Raw genomic sequence first — 22,515 nt, forward strand, 5'->3', positions numbered from 1 at the left:
GTAAGATATGAGCGATTTAAAAGTAAATCTGAAACTTCAGATTATTGAAGCCTTAAACCTAGAAGACCTAAGTCCAGCGGATATTCAAGATGATGCACCTCTTTTTGGTGATGGCTTAGGACTTGATTCTATTGACGCATTGGAGTTGATAGTTTTATTAGAAAGAAATTATGGTATCAAGGTGGTAAACCCAGAAGATGGAAGAGCCATTTTTGAGTCTATCAATGTGATGGCGAAATACATTGAAGAAAACGCGGTAAATTCATAGCGTGTCAAAAAGAGTTTTTATTACTGGTTTAGGAGCCATTTCTGCCATAGGTAGCAATGTGGCGGAGTCACTGAGCAGTTTGTTGCAAGGTGAAACTGGAATAGGAACGCTTAAAAACATAGAAACAAAGTTGGCTCACATGCCCGTAGGCGAAGTCAAATTCACTACGGAAGAGCTAAAAGTTAAAGCAGGTGTTTCTCCCGAAATCCCTCATTCTAGAACAGACTTATTAGGCCTTATTGCAGCACAAGAAGCTCTTAAGCATGCAGGAATAGATGATGTTTCTGCATTTAAAACAGGCATAATATCTGGAACTAGCGTGGGCGGAATGAGCACCACCGAGCAAAACTGGAAGGCCTACCTAGACTTATCTAAATCGGGTGCATTCTTATCAGAAATTGAATCACACGAAGGAGGGTACAGCACCGAGAAAATAGCAGATAGCTTGGGTATCAAAGCCTATTTGAATACCATAAGCACAGCTTGTTCCTCCTCTTCCAATGCCATTTTATTAGGAGCTAGACTTATCAAAAGTGGTTTCTTGGATAGGGTAGTGGCAGGCGGAACGGATGCTCTTTCCAAATTTACCATGAATGGTTTTAATACCCTCATGATTTTGGATGAAGAACTTTGCAAGCCATTTGACCAAAATAGAAAGGGTTTAAATCTGGGCGAAGGTGCTGGTTTTGTGGTTTTAGAATCAGAAAAAGCATCAGCCGGAAAAGAAAGATTAGCAGAACTGGTGGGCTACGCCAATACCAATGACGCTTATCATCAAACAGCCTCTTCTCCAACGGGGGAAGGAGCTTATTTAGCCATTTCAGAAACATTGAAATTGGCAAATGTTAAACCTTCCGATGTAAGTTATATTAACGCTCACGGAACAGGAACAGCTGTAAACGACCTAAGTGAGGGTACTGCCATTGAACGAGTTTTTGGTGAAAACGTACCGCCAATAAGTTCTACCAAATCATTTACTGGACATACTTTAGGGGCTTGTGGAGGTATTGAAGCAGTATTTTCGGTATTGGCTATTAAACATGGTTTGATATATCCCAATTTGCATTATAAAAACCAGATGGAGGAATTGACCTTTAAGCCTAATCTTAAATTGGTAGAGAATGCTGAGGTGAATCTTGTGTTATCTAATTCTTTTGGCTTTGGTGGAAACACCACATCGCTATTATTTTCAAAAGTATAAGTGGAAGTATTTATAAACGGTATTGGTGCTATTTCTCCGCAAGATTCTCTTGATGGTTTAAATGTGGAAGCTTTGCCCGTTTTGGTCAATTCTTCTGAAGTTAAGTGCATAGAGCCAGTTTACAAAAACTACATAAACCCAGGAAAAGCCAGACGAATGTCGCGAATGGTGAAGATGGGTGTGACTGCTGCTTTAAAAGCATTGCAAGAAAGTGAGGTTGCTATGCCAGATGCCATCATTACGGGCACGGCCATGGGCTGTTTGGATGACACAGAGAAGTTTCTGAATGCCATTATTGATAACGACGAACAGTTACTCACGCCAACGGCCTTTATTCAATCGACACATAATACGCTTGGGGCACAAATAGCCCTGCTTTTAGCCTGTCATAACTATAATTTCACTTATGTTCAGCGAGCTTTTTCATTTGAAAATGCTCTTTTGGATGGTTTGATGAAACTGTCGGAAGGTGATGCCCAGAATGTGCTCATAGGAGGACATGACGATATGACAAGCGGATTTTATACACTTTATGATAGATTAGGCTATTGGAAAAAAGAGGTAGGAGAAGACCTTTTGATGTCAAAATCAAAAGGAGCCTATAGTGGAGAAGGAGCAGCTTTTTTTACTTTAGCGAGTAAAAGTTCTTCCACATCATACGCTAAAGTTTTGGGAGTTGACATGCTCTATAAGCCAAGGAATACGGACGAGATTAATAGCTGGGTAAGAGCATTTTTAGATGCTAAAAATATAGAGCCTTCAGAAATTGATTTAGTGCTTTATGGAATTAATGGGGATAGTAGATTTGACCCAATTTTTGAAGAAGTAAAAGAAGTTGTATTTGCTAGACAAGCCAGCGGATATTTTAAGCACCTTTCTGGAGAATATGCCACTAGTACTAGTTTTGCTATGTATTTGGTGGCTAATATGCTTAAAAAGCAATTAGTTCCTGATTATGTTTTGACATCGGCTATAAGGCCAAGGTCTTTAAATAGAGTTTTGATTTTAAATGGCTCTAGAAATGAAAATTATTCATTGACCCTTTTAGAAAAATGCTAAGTCTGGGTTTTAAATTTTATAGAGCCTTCTTTTTAGTGTTGACTGGGCTTTTATTGGCTTTGCACTTTTACACGGGTTTAGCATGGATTTGGGCGGTTTTACCGCTCTTTTTGTTTGGAGGAATGATAGCTTGGGGCTCTTCAAATATTTCTTCGCAGTTTTTTATGAAGATTTACTGTAAAGGAGATGCTTCCAAAAAGCAGATTGCCCTGACTTTTGATGATGGTCCACATGCAGAGGTAACACCTTTGATTTTAGAGACGCTAAAAAAGTACGGAGTCAAAGCCACATTTTTTGTCATCGGTAAAAACATTCCAGAAAATCCAAGAGTCTTAGATAGGATACACTCGGAAGGGCATTTGATAGGAAACCATAGCTTTTCGCATGTCAATACTTTTGCTTTTAAGTCAGTCAAAGTTGTTAAGAATGAGTTAAAACACACGAACCTTTTAGTAGCTGGAATCACGGGAAAAGAACCAGCTTTTTTTAGGCCACCTTTTGGTGTAACATCGCCAAGAATAGCTCAGGCTGCCAATAAACTAGGTTTTAAAACCATAGGTTGGAGCATTCGTTCTTTAGATACCACGTCTGATTCGGCAGAGAAAATTACGGAAAGGGTCTTGAGTCAAATAAAAGGAGGAGAAATAATACTGCTACATGATACGTTTTTGAAAACAAGGGAGGTTTTAGAAAACATCTTGATTTATTGTCAGAATCAAAATGTTGAAATCGTACCTTTGGATAAAATGTTGGCTGAAAAAGCATATGTCAAGAAAAATTAAAATATACCTTTCAAGTTTTTGGATTTTGATAAGTCTAGCGGCTACCGCCCAAGTGCCTGCTGGTTTTAATGTTTTAAAAGACCCAAGTAGTCTTAAAAAGAACTTATTGACCGAAAATAAGAAGATAAACACGACCGAAAGTGATTTCATTCAGGAAAAATATTTGAGTGTTCTTTCGGAAAAAATAGAGAGTAAAGGCAGTTTCTTTTTCAAAAAACAAAACGAACTTCGCTGGGAATACACATCTCCTTTTAAGTATGTTATAGTGCTTACAGGTGGTAAAATGTACATCAAAAATGATGGCAAAGTGAGCCGCTATAATGTCAATTCTAACAAGATGTTTAAAGGCATTAATGACATGATGATGAGCGTGGTTAATGGAAATCTCTTTGAGAATCCTGAGTATCAGGTCAAATACTATAGCAGTTCGTCGGCTTATTTACTAGAACTCACTCCAGTAAATAGCACCACACAAAAGTTTCTGAAAACTATTCAGATGAAGGTAGATAAATCATCTTACGAAATTGAAAATGTAAGAATGACAGAGCCGGGAGGAGACTATACCAATATTAAGTTCATCAATAGAAAAAACAACGTTCCAATATCGGATGCCAAGTTTAAGGTTTAATAAAATCTTGCTTTTACTCCTTTTGACGGCTTGCCGAGTAGGACATTATAATGGGCTAAAGCCTTATGAAGGCGATAAGGAGCCCGTTTTGAAACCTATTTTTGAGGATAGATACAACTCTTACCTCTTTAAGGCAAACATTAAACTTTATACCAAATCTTTCAGCGGACTGCTACTTACTAAGCAAACAGAACAAGGAACATACCGCGTGATTTTTACCACTGAAATGGGAATGAAGCTTTTTGACTTTGAGATAAATCAAGAAGAGACTATTGTTCATTATTCTGTTCCTCAGTTTGACAGACCACTTTTTATGAAGACCATTCAGAAAGACATGGAATTGCTCTTAATGAACGGATTGAAAAATAAAACACCAGAAATTTTTAAAGATAAAGAAGGAAGGCTGGTGCATAAGTTTAGCACCGGAGAAGAGGCGAACTACTATTTTCAAGAGGAGGATTTGATGCGAATAGAGCATACGGAGAATAACAAGCAGAAAATTGTATTCACACTGGATAATCATATCAATGGTTTTTCTGAAAATATTTCTATCCAACATTATGGATTTAGGCTTAAAATAGATTTGACTAATCTCAAGAAATCATAAATGCTTTTAGATAGTTTTTTTCAAATTAAGAACATCGCAAAGGGTGAAACCACTGTAGTGGATATTGAATTAAACCCTAACCACGATATTTATAAAGGGCATTTTCCTGATATGCCCGTGGTGCCTGGAGTATGTCAAGTGCAAATGTTTAAAGAGGTGTTGGAGGTTTTGACAGAGACTAAATTACAATTGGTCAAAGACGTTAACTTAAAATTCATGTCGGTGCTTAATCCGCTTGAAAATGCTGTTTTAAGTTTTGAACTTAAGTATAGCAGCCAAGAAGATGGTTCGCTGAAAGCTAGTGGTACTTTAAGGGCAAACGGCACAAAGTTTTTTTCAACCAAAAGTACCTATTCTCTAAAGTGAATTATACTTTAAAAATGGAGGAATTGTCTTGTTGTGTGTTGATTCCAACATACAATAATGAGAAAACGCTTGCCACTGTCATTCAAGACGTTTCACTATACACCTCGAATATTATTGTCATAAATGATGGCTCTACAGATAGCACTGGAGCTATATTAGACACATTTTCGGAGATAGAGAATATTTCATACAGTCCAAACAAAGGCAAGGGCTTTGCTTTAAAAACGGGTTTGTTAAGAGCAAAAGAGAGAGGTTTTAAATATGCCATTTCTATAGATTCTGATGGTCAGCATTTTGCTGATGATATTCCTCGTTTTTTAGAGGCTATTGAAGAGCATCCTAATGCGATGCTGGTGGGAGCTAGGAATTTGCAAGAGGAAAATATGCCTCAGAAAAATACCTTTGGAAACAAGTTTTCAAATTTCTGGTTTAATCTCGAAACAGGTATTGATTTGCCAGATACGCAGTCGGGTTTCAGGTTATATCCATTAAAGGAGTTGGAGGGTATGAAGCTTTTTACCACCAAGTACGAGTTTGAAATTGAAATTATGGTGAAAATGGCTTGGAAGAATGTGCCTGTTTTACCCGTTCCTATCAAAGTTTTTTATGCCAAAGGTGATGAGCGTGTTTCTCATTTTAGACCTTTTAAAGACTTCTTTAGAATAAGTGTACTGAATACATATTTGGTAACACTGGCTTTTCTTTGGTATATCCCAGTACGTTTCTTTAAAAATCTGAACAAAGAAACTATACGGAAGTTTATTCAAGAGAAGTTGCTGAATAAAGAGGAAACGGCCATGAGGAAGGCACTCAGCGTGGCTTTCGGCGTTTTTATGGGCATTATTCCAATATGGGGTTATCAGTTAATGACTGCTATTTTCCTATCCCATTTATTAAAACTCAATAAAGCCATTGTGATTTTAGCGGCCAATATTAGTATTCCGCCTTTCATTCCGCTCATTTTAATTGGGAGCCTAAAAACAGGGCAAATCTTACTAGGTCAGAATAAACCAATTTTTAGTACAGCCTTAAGTTTAGATACGGTCAAAGAGCAGCTACCTGCCTATATTTTTGGTAGCTTTGTTTTTGCTATTTTGATGGCTTTTTTGTTTGGTATCACCACGCTTATTGCGGTAAAAGTTAGTAGACGCAGTAAGTCATAAGTTCAGCATGGGTTTATTTTTTACATCCTTATTTAAGTATTTCAGAAGGCATCGAAGTCTTTTGTTTGTATTCTGTGGTTTACTGACAGCCTTTTTAGCATATAATGCTTCGCAAATAAAACTGGAAGAGGATATCACCAAAATGATGCCTTCCACAGGGAAAATAAGAACCATCAATGAGACGCTCAAAAATCTAAAAAGCTTAGATAATATAGCCGTCAATATTTTCTTTTCTGACTCTACAATTACAGACCAAGAGTACATTTTAAAGGAGTATGCCGAAGTTTTTTCAGAGAAACTTTTAAGTCTTGATTCTTCAGAAAATTTGATTGCCGAAGTGTCGGTCAAAATGGAAGATGAGAGCTTACTGACGGTCAATGAAGTTTACCTTGATAACCTTCCAGTTTTCCTTGAAGAGGAGGACTATGCTCATTTAGAAGAGCAAATTCAGCCCGCTGCCATTGCACAGTCAATGGGGAATAATTTCAAGAATTTGATGTCGCCATCTGGTATGGCAATAAAACAGAATATTCTTAAAGACCCTTTGGGCATTTCTGGGCCAGTTTTAAAGAAATTAGAGTCGCTCCAGGTAGAAGACAATTTTGAATTAGATGAAGGTTTTGTCTTTACCAAAGACAAGCGAAACCTACTTTGCTTTATTAAACCAAACGTATTTTCTCAAAACACGGCGGAGAATAAGAAGTTGATGGAGCATATTGATGAAGCCATTGCTTTTGCTCAAAGTCAATTTCAGGAGGAGAGTATCGAAACAGAGTATTTCGGAACTGCAGTGGTGGCTACAGGAAATGCTAGCAGAATAAAGCAAGACATTGTTGTCACTTTGAGTATTACTATAATTGCTCTCTTTGTATTGATAACCTACTTTTTCAGAAGGTGGAGTTCTTTCTTTGTGATTTTTATTCCAGTACTGTTTGGTGTTCTTTTTTCAGTTGGAATTCTCTATTTACTGCGTGAAAGTGTATCCGTCATTGCTATTGGGGCGGGTTCTGTGGTACTAGGTATTTCGGTAGATTTTGCCATTCATTTTTATGCTCATTTTAAGCATACTAATTCCGCGGTAGCTACCATTAAAGACTTGGCTTTTCCGCTTACATTGGGTGGCTTTACCACCATTGGGGCATTTTTAAGCCTACTTTTTGTTGATTCAGAGGCTCTTCAGGACTTTGGGATATTTGCGGCATTGACCTTGGGTGGGACGGCCTTATTTATTTTGGTGCTGTATCCGCATTTGCTTACCGAGTATAAGAAAAGTGAGCATTTTCAGTTAAAAGAAAACTTCATATCTAAGATTGGTAAATACCCTTTTGAGAAGAATAAATGGCTGATTGGTCTTATTATCTTGTTGACAGTTATGTCTCTTTTTACTTCTAAAAAGGTGGCGTTTGAATCAGACATGATGAAGATGAATTACATGTCTGAAGAAACTAGAAATGCCGAAAAGCATTTAAGCAGTTTAAGTCATGATTATGGTACAGCTACCATTTATTTAGTTGCCAAAGCAGATAAACTCGACCAAGCTCTTTTTCATACCGAAGCCAGTATGCCGCTTCTTCAAAAGCTAAAAGAAGAAGGAAAGATTAATAAATATACCCAAGTAGATGCTCTCTTACTTTCTGAAACGGAGCAACTCAAAAGAATAGACCGTTGGAATGGCTTTTGGACTTCAGAAAAGAAAGCGAAAGTCAAACAAAGTTTAATAGCGGAAGGCAGTAAATACAAATTCAATTCAAATGCTTTTGACTCCTTTTATCAATTATTAGATAATCCTGTTGAACCTATTAATCAAGATACCTATGGGGCTTCTGGTAGCGGTATTTTAGAGAACTACATCTCTAATGGAAATGCTGTAATTACTACTATTAAAGCTCCAAATGCTTATGAGAAAGAGATTATTGATGCCTTTGAAAGCAATAATGATATTGAGATTTTTAGCAAAAAGTATTTGACCAATAGTTTTGTGTTAAGCATCAGGAACAATTTTAATCTCATTTTAGGTATTTCCTCGCTGCTAGTTTTCGCGTTTCTCCTGATTTCTTACGGACGAATAGAGTTGGCTCTCATAACATACATTCCAATGATAATGAGTTGGCTTATAATCTTGGGTCTGATGGGGCTCTTTGGCTTGAAGTTTAATATTATCAATATTATCATTTCCACCTTTATTTTTGGGCTCGGAGATGATTACAGTATTTTCATTACCGATGCACTTAGCAATGAATATAAAACGGGTAAGAAGAACCTCTCAAACTATAAGTCTTCTATTTTCTTATCTGCTTTTACCACCATTATAGGTATTGGCGTTTTGGCTTTTGCACAGCATCCAGCTTTAAAATCGATAGGTCTAATTGCGGTACTTGGGATGTTCTCGGTACTGTTGGTTTCAAATACCATTCAGCCAGCATTGTATAATTTTTTGATTACCAAACGAACCAATAAGAAGCGTGTTCCTATCACACTTTTAAGTCTTATCCGTTCCATTTTTGCATTTGTTTACTTCGCAGTTGGCTGTATCATAGTGATGTTGGTCGGCTTAATCATTTTAAAGCTTTTACCGCTTCCGCTCAAAGTAAGAAAACGTTGGTTTCACCAAATTAGACATTGGGGAGCCAAGTCCATGATTTATGTCAATGTGCATGTGGCCAAAAGAAAAGTAAACCCTTTACAAGAGACTTTTGAAAAACCTGCCATGGTGATTACTAATCATCACTCGGTGATTGATTCATTGCTCATGCAGTCATTAAGTCCAAAGCTTATTTTGATGGTGAACGACTGGGTTTGGAATAATACTTTCATGGGGCCAATTGTTAGAATGGGCGGTTTCATTCCGAAGGAGGCAGGATATGACGAAAACTTGGTTCAAATTCGTGAATTGATAGCCGAGGGTTATTCCATTGCTATTTTTCCAGAAGGCTCTAGGTCACCTTCAGAAAAACTGAGAAGATTTCATAAGGGTGCTTTCTTCTTAGCAGAGAAATTAGAGTTAGACATTGTTCCCATTATTTTTCACGGGACAGCCTACGTTCAAGGGAGAGAAGACAATTTCTTACTAAAACCTGGTGAAATTACGGTGAAGTATTTACCAAGAATAAGCCCTGATGATGAACAGTTCGGAAAAGGTTACGGTCAAAGAACAAAACTCATAAGTGCTTATTTTAAAGAAGAATACGCTAACTTAAGAGCGGAAAGAGAAACCGTCGATTATTTCTTTGACAGACTCCGAACCAACTACATCTATAAAGGACCAGTTTTAGAATGGTACATGAAAATTAAAGTGAGACTGGAAGATAGTTATAGGCTTTTTGATGAAATTTTACCCAAGAAAGGCGTGATTTCAGATATAGGCTGTGGTTATGGTTTCTTGCCTTTAATGCTCGGCTTTAGGAGCAGCGAGCGGGTAATTTATGCTACCGATTATGACGAAAGTAAAATAGAGGTAGCTAATAATTGTTTCTCCAAAACAGACAAAATAACATTTGAAACGGCAGACGCTACCACGAGTGAATTTCCTAAAAGTGATGCTTTTGTTTTGAGTGATATGCTGCATTATTTGCCAAATGCGGAACAAGAAAAACTGTTGACTAAAACCATAGAAAATTTAAATCCTGATGGTTTAATATTAATTAGAGATGGCGATAGTGACCTTGAAGAAAGACATAAAGGAACCAAGTTGACAGAGTTTTTCTCCACCAATTTTGGCTTTAATAAGACGAGCAATAAATTAGATTTTTTGTCTGGAAGATTTATTGAAGATATAGCAAAACGTAACAATTTGACTTTTGAGCGAATTGATAATACCAAAAGAACCTCAAACGTGATTTACGTTTTAAGAAAATAAATGGCACAATTTGATTACGTAATAATAGGAAGCGGCTTAGGAGGTTTAGAGTCTGCCTACATTTTAAGTAAAGAAGGTTTCAGCGTTTGCGTTTTAGAGAAGAACCGTCAATTTGGCGGTAGCCTCCAGATATTTGTGAGAGATAAGGCCATATTTGATACAGGCGTTCATTATCTAGGAGGATTAGAGGAAGGGCAAAATCTTAACCAGTTTTTCAAGTATTTTGAGATAATGGATAAGCTTAATCTCCATAAAATGGATGAGAATGGCTTTGACAGAATCTCGTTTGATAATGACCCTAAAGAATATAAACATGCACAGGGTTATGAAAACTTTGTGGAGCAGCTAGCTGTAGACTTTCCTGAAGAAAGGGCATCCATAGAGCTTTATACAAAGAAAATCAGGGAGGTATGTGATTACTTTCCAATGTACAGGCTAAGAGAAGCGAACATCGATGGAGGCTTAGGAATTAAGTATTTGGATGTAAATGCCAAGGATTTTATAGCGTCAATTACTGCAAACAAAAAGCTTCAAATGGTATTGGCGGGTTCTAATCCGCTTTACGCCGGAGATGGCGAGAAAACACCCCTTTACGTACATGCTTTGGTGGTGAATACCTACATAGAAAGCTCTTTTAAATGCATAGATGGTGGCTCACAAATTGAACGATATTTGACCAAAAACGTCAAAAAGCTAGGTGGGGTGGTTAGAAATTATGCCCATGTAACGGAAATAGTAGAGAAAGATGGTAAGGTACAATATGTGCTCTTGGCAGACGGAGAAAAGGTAGAAGGGAAAAACTTTATTTCTAATATTCATCCGGCTAATACCATGAAAATGCTGGTGTCTAGTCGTATTAAAAAAGCTTACAGAGGAAGGGTTGAAAATTTGAAGAATTCATCTTCAGCTTTTGTTTTAGATGTGGTGCTTAAGCCAGGCACTTTTAAGTATAAGAATTATAACTACTATCATTTCTCAAGAGAGGATGTATGGCATAGTGTGAATGTAAAGGGAGAAATGTGGCCCGACTCTTACTGTGTGTTTGTGCCAAGGTCTTCAAAACCTACAGAGTATGCCGATAGTTTGACCGTGCTGAGTTATATGAAATTTGAAGAGGTGGCAGCGTGGCAAGATACTTTTAGTACCATACCTCATGCTCGCGAAAGTAGAGGACAGAGTTATGAAGACTTTAAAATACAAAGGGCAGAAAAGCTCTTAAATGTGATTTATAGGCGAATTCCCGAGCTTAGAAATTGTGTGAAATCATTTACCGCAGGAACTCCACTAACTTATAGAGATTATATAGGAACAGATGATGGTAGCCTTTATGGAATCTCTAAGGATTATAATGAACCATTGAAAACGTTTATATCACCAATCACAAAAATACCAAACCTGTTTTTTACAGGTCAAAACTTAAATATGCATGGCATTTTAGGTGTGACAGTGGGAGCAGTTAGAACCTGTGAAGCTATTTTAGGACAAGATTATTTGATTAAGAAAATCAATAGATGTTAAGCCAAATCCAGACAGATGTGCTGGTAATAGGAGCAGGGCCAGCGGGTTGTTTGGCGGCAGCTATTCTTAAAAAGCGTGGTTTTGAGGTTACTGTGGTTGAAAAACAGAAGTTTCCACGTTTTGTGATAGGTGAGAGTCTATTGCCTAGAATTATGGGGCATTTAGATGATGCAGAACTTTTAGATGCTATTAAGGAAGTTGGTTTTCAAGAAAAAAATGGTGCTCTATTTGTTCATGGAGATGAAGTTTGTGAATTTAACTTTAGTGAGAAATTTACAGCGGGTTGGGATTGGACATGGCAAGTAAAGAGAGCCGATTTTGATAAAGCTCTGGCAGACGAAATTGAAAGAAAGGGTGTAAATGTGCTCTATGAAACCGCGGTATCAAAAATAGAGTTTTCTGGAACAGCCTCGGTGACAAAAGTAGATTGTGCTGATGGAAGTCAGTTTGAAATAGCGGCTAAGTATATAGTGGATGCTAGTGGCTATGGACGAGTTATTCCAAGAATGCTTGATTTAGAACAAGCATCTACACTACTGCCAAAGCAAAGTTTATTTGCTCATGTTAAGGATGAGAAAAGAACAGATGAAACCAGAATCATAGCTCTTATTTTAAAAGATAATACTTGGGCTTGGATTATACCATTTTCAGATGGAAGCACGTCTTTAGGTATAGTTTCGGGTGCAGAATATTTCAGTTCGTTTTCGGGAGAGCCTCTAAAACAGTTTCATGAAATCATAGAAAGCAATGATTTTTTGAAAGCTCGTTTTGGTGATGCTGAGTTGATTTTTGACCCTAAAAAATTAGGAGGATATGCTGTTTCCTGTAAAAAGCTATATGGGGACGGTTTTGTCTTAGTTGGTAATGCCACGGAGTTTTTAGACCCTATATTTTCATCTGGAGTAACATTTGCGGTGGAGTCTGGTCATTTAGCAGGCGATTTGGTTGCGGACTTTTTAGAAGGGAAAAAGGTGAACTGGGAAGAAGATTATAGCACTTACATGAAGAAGGGTATTGAGGTTTTTAGAGCTTATGTAGACGCTTGGTATAGTGGCGATTTACAAAAGGTTTTTTTTGCTCCCGAACCTGATTTTGATATAAAACGTCAGATTTGTTCTGTTTTGGCAGGGTACGTATGGGATATGGAAAACCCTTTTGTTAGAAAACCAAAGAGGGCACTAAACTCTCTAATTTCATTTTTAGAAATGCGAAATAAGCCTACAAAATGAGGAAGTTTTGGAAAATAGGAGCCTATCTACTAGGGAGCTTGATTGCTTTACTAGCGGTGCTGATGCTATGCTTTTATTTTTGGGTCAAAATAGATGAACCCAAACCAGAATTTTCAAATTACTTAGAGAAAGACAGAGAGAAAATAGACAAAGACTTTTACAAAATAGGAGATAACTGGTTAAAGAAAAGTGAGACTGGTCTTTGGGAATTATATGTAAAAGGTGGTGGTTTTGAGCGTGGCGTAATGGAGGGCAAGCTCCAAAAAGAACTAGCAGCTCAGCAAGAAGAGGCCTTTGTGAATCAAATAAACAAAATGATTCCGTCTCAGTTTTTACTGCGTCAAATGAAATATTTCATTGCTTATTTTAATAAAGACCTTGACCATCATATTACACAAGAGTATCAAGAAGAGATATACGGAGAATCGCTTTTTGCCTCTGACGAATACGATTATATAGCTCCAAAGTATCATAGAATGCTGAATTATCATGCCGCTCATGATATTGGGCATGCTTTGCAAGGCAAAAACTTTAAAGTAGGCTGTACTTCTTTTGCGGCTTGGGGAGATAGAACAGCGGATAGTACATTATTGGTAGGAAGAAACTTTGATTTCTTTGTGGGCGAAGAGTTCGCCAAAAACAAGGTGGTCAATTTTGTCAATCCGAATAAAGGATACAAGCTCATGATGGTTTCTTGGGCCGGAATGATTGGTGCGGTTTCTGGCATGAATGAAAAAGGATTGACGGTTACTTTAAACGCCTCTGAATCTGAAATTCCTACGACGGCGGCTACGCCAATATCTCTAGTGGCAAGAGAAATATTGCAATATGCCAAGAACATCAAAGAAGCCTACGCTATCGCTCAAAAAAGAAAAGTATTTGTCTCGGAGTCTATTTTGATAGGTTCGGCAGAAGATGGTAAAACGGCGATTATTGAAGTAAGCCCAACAAAAACAGATTTGTACGAAGGAAGGGCAAATGACTATCAAATATGCTCTAACCACTTTCAAGGTGAGGTGTTTAAAAATGATAAAATCAACCTGAACAACATTAGCCAAAGTTCATCAGCTTATAGATTTGACTTAATGACGGAACTGGTTAATGAACGTCCAAAACTGACGGTTCCAGATGCCGTTTCTATATTAAGAAATCAAACAGGGATTAAGGGTAAAAACCTCGGCATGGGGAATGAAATGGCTATTAATCAATTGATAGCCCACCATTCGGTAGTTTTTAAACCAGAGAAACTGCAGGTTTGGGTTTCTACCAATCCTTATCAATTAGGTGAATTCGTTTGTTATGATTTAAATAAGATTTTTGCTTTAGCAGATACTTTGATAACTAAAGTTGAGCTTTATGAAAAGCCCTTGAATATTGCGGAAGACCCATTTTTAAAATCAGAACAATATCAAAAATTTAAAACCTTCAAAAAGCTAAAGGCTAAAGTGCAAAGCGGAACTGACATATCAGAAGAAGAAATTAAGCTTTTAGAGGCGAGTAATCCCGAGTATTTTGATACCTATATTTTAATAGCAGATTATTTAAATAAAAGAGGGGAGGGAGAAAGAGCTTTGGCATATTATAATAAGGCATTGACAAAAGAAATAGCCACTGGCTATGAGAAAGAGAAGGTTTTGGCAGCCATAAAAGAAATTAAAGAAGAGGAATGATTCCAGAAATAGAGTTGAAATCATTGGAGGAACAGCGTGCTTTTCAAGAGCGAAAACTTCCTGACTTATTGGCATATTTAAGCGAGAAGTCGGTTTATTATAGAGAGTTATTTGCGGAGCACAATATTGATATTAAAAGCATCAATAGCTTAGAAGCTCTTCAAAGTATTCCGGTGACTAATAAAGAAGATTTACAAATTAGGAATCAGGATTTTGTATGTGTTACACCCCGTGAAATTATTGATTATATCACTACCTCTGGTACACTGGGCGACCCTGTAACCTTTCCTTTGACCGATAAAGATTTAGAGCGACTGGCCTATAACGAGTACATTTCATTTGCCTGTGCTCAGGGCTCCACAGACGATATTTACCAACTAATGACCACCATGGATAAGCGTTTTATGGCAGGTTTAGCCTATTTTATGGGCATCCGTAAATTGGGAGCGGGTGTGGTTAGGGTAGGAGGTGGCATTCCAGAATTACAGTGGGATACCCTGAAACGCATTAATCCTACGGCTTTTGTCACGGTTCCGTCTTTCCTTTTAAAGCTTATTGAGTATGCGGAGGCAAATGGCATTGACTATAAAGCTACGCAGATAAATAAGGCCATCTGTATAGGTGAATCTTTACGAAATGAGGATTTTACATTGAGTACGCTCGGTGAAAAAATTAAGGAGAAATGGGACATCAAACTTTACTCGACTTACGCCTCTACAGAAATGAGTACAGCCTTTACCGAGTGTGAAGCTGGCCTAGGAGGGCATCACCATCCAGAGTTGGTTATTGTTGAGTTTTTAGATGAGCAGAACCAGCCTGTAAAAGAAGACGAAGCAGGAGAAGTGGTGATTACCACTTTGGGTGTGGAAGGCATGCCGCTTTTACGGTTTAAAACTGGCGATATATGTTACCATTATAAAGATGCCTGTAGCTGTGGCAGAAAAACTATCAGACTAGGGCCTATCATAGGGCGTAAAAAACAAATGATAAAGTATAAAGGAACCACGCTGTATCCGCCTGCTTTATATGATATTTTGAATGACATTAATGGCATCCAAAACTATTTGGTTGAAGTATTTACCAATGAGTTAGGAACGGACGAAATAGTGGTGAAAGTAGGTAGTAAAGACAATTCACCACGTTTTGAAAAGGAAATCAAAGACCATTTTAGAGCAAAACTGAGGGTAGCACCCAAAATTAAGTTTGAAGATGTAGGGCTTATTGATAAACTTAAAAATCCTAAACTAAGCAGGAAACCAGTGCTATTTCACGATTTAAGAACCCTTGCCTAGTTTACTGACCTTGGTTCTGCGAGTATCCACCACTAGTTTGAGTTGAAGGCTAGGCAATAGTACTTCAATTTTGTGTCCGTTTTGATATTCTACACGTCCCTCTATATTCATTAGCGGACCAGATTTAAGCTTTATTCTGTCGTTAGCCTCAAATTCTTCAGTGACAATGTCGGAGTGTTCAAAGTCATTAAGCATGTTTTTTATGGCGACTATCTCTTTGTCTTTTACAATAGCAGGTTTCTCTAGCCAAAAAAGGTAACGTACCACTCCAGGTACTGCAAAAACCTTATTCCGTAAATGTTCCTCTAGTCTTACAAAAACGTAAGACCTAAAAAGTGGTTCTTCTACCACTTTCTTTCTATCAGACCATTTTCTTTCTGTTTTAAGAACAGGGCAGTATGTTTCCAATCCAATGTTTTGAAGCCTTTCGGCTACCACTTTTTCGTTTCTCGGTTTGGTGTATAATACGTACCAGTTCATTTCTGTTTTTAATCTTAATGAACCAATCTAAGTGGTTTATTTTACAGAGACAAGTTCAGAGGCTTTATTTGAAATGATTTAAAATCTTGTCAAAATCAAGTTTATAAATGCAATCATTATATTCTGAAAAAATGTTGGTTTAATTGTTTTAGGATTCGGGTATATAATCTGTTTAAGTCTTAGTTTCGTATTCAAATTTCAAGGCTTTACATAATTAGATAATCATCGAAATATTTTAACAATAAATGTTTACTTCAGACCAAGGTCGCGATTTAATTAGTCCAGAGGATTATAGCTCACTTCTTGCTTCGTCTCCCTATGTTCCGTTTTTAGAGCCTTTACCTTTTGAAATGAGGGCGAAGATTTTTGAAATGGTTAAGTCTGAAAATATTGAGTATCGTTACATTAATGGTTCTTGTGAAGATAGAGCTCACTTTATCTGTTTACTGCTCAGAAAGGAGGGGATTTTTACTGGTAAAATATGGAATTTTGCTCCTGCTAGATATTCGCTCTTGTCAGATGAGTTATTTAACATCCCAGACCCATTTGGCATTTCAGAAACTACAGACTGGGGTTATCATGTAGCTCCATATTTTACAGCGTATAATGAAGAGGGAAATGTTGAGACTTTGGTTATTGACCAATCTTTTAATCCCGAAGGACTCTTGCTTCAAGAAGAATGGTTAGAAAGAATAAATTGTCCTAAATCGCTATATCTTTTGACTGATGTAGATTGTTATCTTTTTAACTCGCTAGATGGTTTTTTAGAAGAAAATACCGAGAAGCCCTTGGGGCAATATTATCCACCTACATATTTGCCTTCTATCATTACGGGAAATTTCTGGTATCTTAATGTGGGTGACGACTACGTTCAAAGAGGGCTTGCCATTAATGATTTAGCCTTGAAAATTCATGAAGGGAAAGGTAGCTTTGACGATACAGAATGGGTTTTCTTAGAGCAATTGTTAACTAACTTTGACTGGCTGGTTAACTATACTTTTTTGCCCAAACCAGTAGATTTATCAGACGAGACTAATGATGCCTTAATGCAGTTTTATAACGAAAGGTATAATCACTGGAGTAACAGGCTTTGGGAATTATTCAATTGAGCGACTTTGGAAATAAAAATTAAAGAAATAGAGGCATCCGAAACTTGGGATTTGAGACATACCGTCATGTGGCCAAATATGCCTTTTGATTATGTCAAACTTGAGGAAGATAAAGATGGAATGCATTTAGGCCTTTTTAAAGATAAAGACCTAGTGACAGTGGTTTCATTGTTTTTTAAAGGGAATGAAGTTCAATTTAGAAAACTGGCCACCAAGGTTTCTGAACAGGGGCAGGGTTTCGGAACACAGATTTTGGAGCATATACTGGTATTATGTAAACAGCGGGCTATAGAAAAACTATGGTGCAATGCTCGTGTAGATAAGACGGCATATTATCAGAAGTTTGGTTTGATAGAAACAGAAAAGAGGTACACAAAGGGAGGTATTGACTTTGTGATTTTAGAAAAACTTTTTTGAGCTTAAATAAAAAAAACATGGCTATGACTTAACGCCACAACCATGCCTTTACTCGAAATTTTATAGGGTTGAATAAATCAAATTGATGTTATAGATCTTAAATATCTTGTTGTCATAATTCGATGTTCAAATGTAATATATCAAAGTTTTTGAACCGTCCTTGACTGTCCTTGAAAGCGTAAAATATTTGCTATTTTACCTTCTTTTTATCCAAATTTCATGAAAGGGAACACCTTTGCTGCTTAATCCTTTGTGGTGCCATTCTCCGTTTATTATTTCATAATCAAAGCTAAGTTCAGCTCCTACTCTTGAGTTATCACGTGAGAAATATTCTATTTTCTCCGCGTACTTTCCATTGTCAATCAGGTATTTACCGCCACCAGTACCAGAGAATTTCATGGATTTGGTGTCATAGGCTATCCATTGAAAATAGTCGTTGAAAAGTACTTTCATTGTTTTCCGAGTACCGCTGGTATCTCTTCTGCTAAGCCCTTCTTCATTTATTCTGCCACCCATTAGCCATTTTCCTTTTAAGGCTAGATTTGTTTCTTTTTGCAGTTTCCATGAAGCGTCTTCTTTATAAGAGTGAGATTTCTGTCCATCTTTTTCGAACTCTGAGTTGAATTCAAAATTGACAAGGTATGTGTTTTTCTCTTTTTTATAGAAACCACCTTTAGTACTTATAAAAGTAGCTGGCGAAGCTATAAAGACAGACTCGATGAGGTAATGGTCATCCACAAAAAGGCGATGTATTTCTTCTTGTCCTTGCTTATTTTCTGTAGAAAACTGATAAACCTTTTGAGCTTTTAGTAATGGCGTAATTCCTAAAAGCAGCATTAAAGCTAGTTTGAAAGTAATTGACGTTTTAGAAGTAGTCATGATGAATGTCTTTAAGAGTTAAAGAATAATATGACTAAGATAAACAGTAAATGCTGCTTTGTTTCTATAAAATTTAAGATGCTTTGGGTAGGGGATTAAAATCATAGATACCTAGGGGGTGTATACCAATGAACCCACTTACTTCTTCGCCAATAAATCCAGCTCCGCCAAGCCTTTACCATCTGGGGTGGTGTAAAATGGCCTTTGTTCTATTTCGTAGTTCGTGTCAGGAGAAATGCCCAAAGCATGATATATGGTTTGATGAACGCCGTCAATTCTGATAGGTTTTTCAATAGATTTACAAGGTCTTTCGTCTGCTGTTTTGCCGTAAACGTGTCCTTTTTTTATACCACCACCAAAAAGTAACATAGAGCAGCCATCTGTAAAATGGCGGTGCATGCCATAGTTTTTCATGTCATTGATAATATCTGGAACTTCCACCTGGTCTTTCACCTTTAGGTCTGGTCTACCTTCTGTGAGCATATCTCTACTAAACTCACTCGCCACTATCACAATAGTGCTATCTAATTTGCCACTTTTTTCTAAGTCTTTAATGAGTTGAGAAATAGGAGCGTCAATTCGCTTTTTCATTTCTGCTATTCTGGTGTGTCCATTGTCATGAGTGTCCCAGTTCATGAAAGGCTCATATTCTGAGGTTACCGTTATAAATCTGGCTCCCTCTTCCACCAATCTTTTCGCCATTAGGCAGCCTAAACCAAACTTCCCAGTATTGTAAGTGTCGTAGCTTTCTTTAGGTTCTAAATTGATGTCAAAGGCTTTAGCTTCTGGAGAATTAAGCAGAATATAAGCCTGCTCCATAGACCTTTTTAAAGACTCTTTTTGATAATCGCTGCCAAACTCACCCATGGCAGATTCGCTTAAAAGTTGATTGTATAGTTGGTTTCTACTTTCAAATCTTTTGGTAGACATGCCAACGGGTGGCCTCACGCTATCCAAACCTGAAGTGGGGTCGGGGATAAGAAATGGACCATGTTCACTACCCAAAAAACCAGCACTATGAAAGGCTTTCAGTTCCTCGCCTTCGCCTACTTCAAAACGTTGCCCAATATTAATAAAAGAAGGAATGACTTTGTTCAGAGGTCCTAATTCCTTGGAAATCCAGGAGCCCATGTGCGGCACGGTGACAGACTGCGGAGGTTCGTAACAGGTGTGAAAATGATATTGATGACGTGTATGTAAAATATGTCCTAAGTCTGCTGCTACGTAAGAGCGTATTAAGCTGCCTCTGTCAATAATGCCCCCGATAGACTCCAAACCTTCGGAGAAGTGGATGCCATCAAGTGCGGTGGGTACAGATTTGAAAGTGCTCAATACACTGTCTGACTGCATGCCTTTGGTAAACGGGGTGTACTTTTTTGGGTCAAAGGTTTCTGTATGAGCCATGCCACCAGCCATAAAAAGTAATATGACAGAATCCGCTGTAGCGGTCAATCCTTTATTTGGCGAACAAGAGGATAGTAAGCTGGAAATAGGTGATGCCATGCCCATGGTAGCCACGGCTGCAGCACTTTGCTTGATAAAATCTCGTCTGTCCCAATATTTTTTCATACTTAATAAACTAGTTGAAATTCTGGTAGTAAAACCACCGACCACATAAAGTCTTGAATGCTTTCTATTGTTGGTTTGCTCCCCAATGATGTTTGGGCTATCTCCCTTTCTTTTTGACTTGGCTCTCGGGCCAAAGCCTGTTTAAACATTTCAGAAATAAGCGTATTTGTTTCAGGGTATTTCGCTTGCCAATTTTTGGCACCTTCTTTTAGTACTTCGTTTAATTGCTCTCCATTGGTCATTTCTAAGGCTTGAAGCAGGTTTCCTTGCGAATCTCTGCTGGTGCTTACCACTTCTCTGTTTGGTCTACCTAAGGCTGTCAGGAAAGTGTTGTTTTGAACCAAAGACGCTCTTGCTTTCTTTTCTTCTGGAAGGTAAGCTACTAATTCAAAGGGTTCATATTTTACCTCATCCACCTTAAAAACTGGAGCAAATAATTGACTTACAGCGTCTGAAAACTGTTCGGCAGTCATTCTTTTTCTGACCATGCCTTTAAATTTATAGGCATCATCTACCATTAAAGTGGAGTTTTCAAAACCTTGAGATGGCATTTGATAAACTTTGGAAGTGGAAATGAGGTAAATAAGCTTTTTGATATCATAACCCTTATTTACAAAATCAACAGCAAGCCAGTCTAATAGATCTTGACTCCAAGGTTCATTATCCATCTCGTCTACGGGTTCTACCATGCCTCTGCCTAGCATTTGTTTCCAAACTCTGTTGACTATGGTTCGGTAAAGTCTACCATTGGCAGGCTGCACCATTTTTTCTGATAACTGCTTTAGTTTTTCTGTTCGGCTAGCTTCTCCGTCTATTTCTCCCAAGCTAGGCCAAAGAAGCCTAGTAGGAGCAAATTTGCCCATAGGAACTTCGCATCGATTAATTTCTAAAGGTTCTTCAGAGAAGATATTGGCAAATGCATAAGCATCTTCCAGTTTCCAGTCGCTCACAAAACTGTCATGACAAGAGGCACATTTAAGGTTAAGTCCAAGAAGTACTTGCCCTACATTTTGAGCGGCTTGCATTTCTGTTCTTTGACTGGCATTGACAGTGCCTCGCCACTGAATTCCGGCTATAAAGCCTTTTGAGGCATCATCTGGGTTAAGTAATTCTTTGACAAATGCATCGTAGGGCTTGTTTTGACGTAAAGATTTATAAAGCCAATCGGTTAGGTTATACCTCCCGCCAGTTATGTAGCCCGTTCCTGAATAGTCATTTCGGAGGGCATCATTCCAGAAGGTGAGCCAGTGCTGGGCATAGCTATCTTTTCTGTCAAGCAGTTTTTGAACCCAAATCTCTCTCTTGTTAGGGCGAGTGTCAGCTGTAAATTCATTGAGGTCGGCATTTGAAGGAATAAGCCCCACTATATCTAGGTATAAGCGTCTTAGGTAAGTTCCATCATCTACTGGCTGTTCCCATTTAATTTTATTCTTTTCGAAATATTCATTCACCCATAAGTCTATAGGATTGCTAAGGTTTTCTGATTTGACTGGCAATGCTGGATTTCTTGGAGCTAATGCTGCCACTCTGAAAATAGAGGATTGCAAAGCACCATCGGGCCAAATAGCTCCTTTGTTAATCCATAGTTCTATGAGTGCAATTTCGTTTTCAGTCAATGTTTTACCTTTTGAAGGCATTACATCATCATGTCCTTTTGGTAATATGATTCGTTGATATAAATCGCTTTTCTTGGCGTTTCCTGGAATAATGACCTTACCAGACTCACCACCTTCAAAAACGAAAGCCTTTTCGTCTAAACGTAATTCTCCTTTTTGTTTGGCGGAGCCATGACATTTATAACAATTATGAGCAAAAATGGCTCTGACTTCATTGGTAAGTTTAAGCTGATTTGCTTCGCTCAGGGTATCGCCTTGATAAGCTAAAAGATTTCCAGTGCTTGCTAAATGAGCATTTTGACCAGGTAATACTTCCGTCAAATAAGTTTCTCCATGCGTCATACTGGCTCCAAAGTGTCCTGCTACAGAAACACCAATAGCTGTTAAGAATAAAACTATACGGTAGGGTAAAATGAATTTGACTTCGTTTTTTCTTAGTATTTGATGCATTAAAAACAAAAGCACGAGACTTAAAATACTGGTGCTAATTCCTGCCCATTGATGAATAAATAAAACTTCACCGTCAAGGTTTTCGTTTTGTGCCAACAGTAAACCAAAAGCGGCGGATACAATGGCACTTGCAGCACCCAAAATAAGAATTAGGTTTATGCTAGGTCTAAGTTTTGAATGGAAATTCTTAAAACTTAAGAGTTCAAAAAGAGCAGCGAGTAATAGAAGGCTTATGGGAAAATGAACCAGCATGGGGTGAAGTCTTCCAAAAAAGGAAAACAACCAAAAAGGCTCTGATGATTCGGCACTTTCTGTTAAGAAAAGTAAGATTAAATTCAACATAAATTTCTAGGAAG

Annotated in this window: 19 protein-coding genes; 15 read left to right on the forward strand and 4 right to left on the reverse strand. The window is 37.7% G+C overall.

Features of this window, described 5'->3' with window-relative positions; translation table 11 throughout:
• Window positions 1-7 precede the first annotated feature (7 nt).
• Genes AC0L6O_RS06560 through flxY form a run of 13 tightly spaced genes read left to right on the forward strand, consistent with a single transcriptional unit; the run spans window position 8 to window position 15,639 of the window.
• Window positions 8-268 (forward strand): phosphopantetheine-binding protein, encoded by a 261-nt coding sequence (locus AC0L6O_RS06560; RefSeq protein WP_473307224.1) that lies wholly within the window; start codon window positions 8-10, stop codon window positions 266-268.
• Between the two features lies 1 nt (window position 269).
• Window positions 270-1,469, forward strand: a complete 1,200-nt coding sequence (locus AC0L6O_RS06565) for a beta-ketoacyl-[acyl-carrier-protein] synthase family protein (protein WP_473307226.1) — start codon at window positions 270-272, stop codon at window positions 1,467-1,469.
• A complete protein-coding gene (locus tag AC0L6O_RS06570) occupies window positions 1,470-2,528 on the forward strand; it encodes a beta-ketoacyl synthase chain length factor (RefSeq protein ID WP_473307227.1) in 1,059 nt (352 codons plus the stop codon). It begins immediately after the preceding gene.
• Window positions 2,522-3,310 carry a polysaccharide deacetylase family protein gene (locus AC0L6O_RS06575; RefSeq protein WP_473307229.1) on the forward strand — a complete coding sequence of 263 codons (789 nt, stop codon included), beginning with the start codon at window positions 2,522-2,524 and terminating at the stop codon, window positions 3,308-3,310. The genes AC0L6O_RS06570 and AC0L6O_RS06575 overlap by 7 nt, the downstream gene beginning before the upstream one ends.
• Window positions 3,294-3,938, forward strand: coding sequence for a flexirubin biosynthesis/transport protein LolA2 (gene lolA2 / locus AC0L6O_RS06580; protein ID WP_473307231.1), 645 nt, complete (start codon window positions 3,294-3,296; stop codon window positions 3,936-3,938). Before AC0L6O_RS06575 ends, lolA2 begins: the two co-directional genes overlap by 17 nt.
• 7 nt (window positions 3,939-3,945) lie before the next feature.
• Window positions 3,946-4,545: a flexirubin biosynthesis protein LolB2 gene (gene lolB2 / locus AC0L6O_RS06585; protein ID WP_473307233.1), complete on the forward strand. Its 600-nt coding sequence runs from the start codon at window positions 3,946-3,948 to the stop codon at window positions 4,543-4,545.
• Entirely contained in the window at window positions 4,546-4,911 is a 366-nt protein-coding gene (locus tag AC0L6O_RS06590; RefSeq protein ID WP_473307234.1) for an ApeI family dehydratase, read from the forward strand.
• Window positions 4,908-6,074 (forward strand): DUF2062 domain-containing protein, encoded by a 1,167-nt coding sequence (locus tag AC0L6O_RS06595; RefSeq protein WP_473307235.1) that lies wholly within the window; start codon window positions 4,908-4,910, stop codon window positions 6,072-6,074. Before AC0L6O_RS06590 ends, AC0L6O_RS06595 begins: the two co-directional genes overlap by 4 nt.
• A gap of 7 nt (window positions 6,075-6,081) precedes the next feature.
• A complete protein-coding gene (locus AC0L6O_RS06600; RefSeq protein WP_473307237.1) occupies window positions 6,082-9,930 on the forward strand; it encodes an MMPL family transporter in 3,849 nt (1,282 codons plus the stop codon).
• Window positions 9,931-11,448: a phytoene desaturase family protein gene (locus AC0L6O_RS06605; protein ID WP_473307239.1), complete on the forward strand. Its 1,518-nt coding sequence runs from the start codon at window positions 9,931-9,933 to the stop codon at window positions 11,446-11,448.
• Window positions 11,442-12,677, forward strand: coding sequence for an NAD(P)/FAD-dependent oxidoreductase (locus AC0L6O_RS06610; protein ID WP_473307241.1), 1,236 nt, complete (start codon window positions 11,442-11,444; stop codon window positions 12,675-12,677). Before AC0L6O_RS06605 ends, AC0L6O_RS06610 begins: the two co-directional genes overlap by 7 nt.
• Window positions 12,674-14,347 (forward strand): C45 family autoproteolytic acyltransferase/hydolase, encoded by a 1,674-nt coding sequence (locus AC0L6O_RS06615; protein ID WP_473307243.1) that lies wholly within the window; start codon window positions 12,674-12,676, stop codon window positions 14,345-14,347. The genes AC0L6O_RS06610 and AC0L6O_RS06615 overlap by 4 nt, the downstream gene beginning before the upstream one ends.
• Complete coding sequence (gene flxY / locus AC0L6O_RS06620; RefSeq protein WP_473307245.1) at window positions 14,344-15,639, forward strand: flexirubin biosynthesis putative acyl-CoA ligase FlxY; 1,296 nt, start codon at window positions 14,344-14,346, stop codon at window positions 15,637-15,639. The genes AC0L6O_RS06615 and flxY overlap by 4 nt, the downstream gene beginning before the upstream one ends.
• On the opposite strand, the gene AC0L6O_RS06625 is transcribed toward flxY, so the two are convergent.
• Window positions 15,622-16,119, reverse strand: coding sequence for a UpxY family transcription antiterminator (locus AC0L6O_RS06625; RefSeq protein ID WP_473307247.1), 498 nt, complete (start codon window positions 16,117-16,119; stop codon window positions 15,622-15,624). The two genes, flxY and AC0L6O_RS06625, sit on opposite strands and share 18 nt — an antisense overlap.
• A 245-nt stretch (window positions 16,120-16,364) precedes the next feature.
• Here AC0L6O_RS06625 and AC0L6O_RS06630 point away from each other — a divergent pair, with 245 nt between their 5' ends.
• Both AC0L6O_RS06630 and AC0L6O_RS06635 read left to right on the forward strand, forming a co-directional pair.
• The gene (locus tag AC0L6O_RS06630; protein ID WP_473307249.1) at window positions 16,365-17,228 is read left to right on the forward strand and encodes a protein-glutamine glutaminase family protein; all 864 of its coding nucleotides are present in this window, start codon (window positions 16,365-16,367) and stop codon (window positions 17,226-17,228) included.
• A 6-nt stretch (window positions 17,229-17,234) separates the two neighbouring features.
• Window positions 17,235-17,645: a GNAT family N-acetyltransferase gene (locus AC0L6O_RS06635; RefSeq protein ID WP_473307251.1), complete on the forward strand. Its 411-nt coding sequence runs from the start codon at window positions 17,235-17,237 to the stop codon at window positions 17,643-17,645.
• Window positions 17,646-17,840: 195 nt separating this feature from the next.
• Here the strand turns inward: AC0L6O_RS06635 and AC0L6O_RS06640 are convergent, their stop codons facing one another.
• From AC0L6O_RS06640 to AC0L6O_RS06650, 3 genes are all read right to left on the reverse strand, one after another.
• Window positions 17,841-18,524 carry a membrane or secreted protein gene (locus AC0L6O_RS06640; RefSeq protein WP_473307253.1) on the reverse strand — a complete coding sequence of 228 codons (684 nt, stop codon included), beginning with the start codon at window positions 18,522-18,524 and terminating at the stop codon, window positions 17,841-17,843.
• Between the two features lie 138 nt (window positions 18,525-18,662).
• Window positions 18,663-20,093, reverse strand: coding sequence for a DUF1501 domain-containing protein (locus tag AC0L6O_RS06645; protein ID WP_473307254.1), 1,431 nt, complete (start codon window positions 20,091-20,093; stop codon window positions 18,663-18,665).
• Window positions 20,094-20,095: 2 nt separating this feature from the next.
• A complete protein-coding gene (locus AC0L6O_RS06650) occupies window positions 20,096-22,501 on the reverse strand; it encodes a DUF1549 domain-containing protein (RefSeq protein ID WP_473307255.1) in 2,406 nt (801 codons plus the stop codon).
• Window positions 22,502-22,515: the final 14 nt, after the last annotated feature.

The sequence above is a fragment of the Arcticibacterium sp. GJ41-1 genome (genome assembly GCF_055808875.1).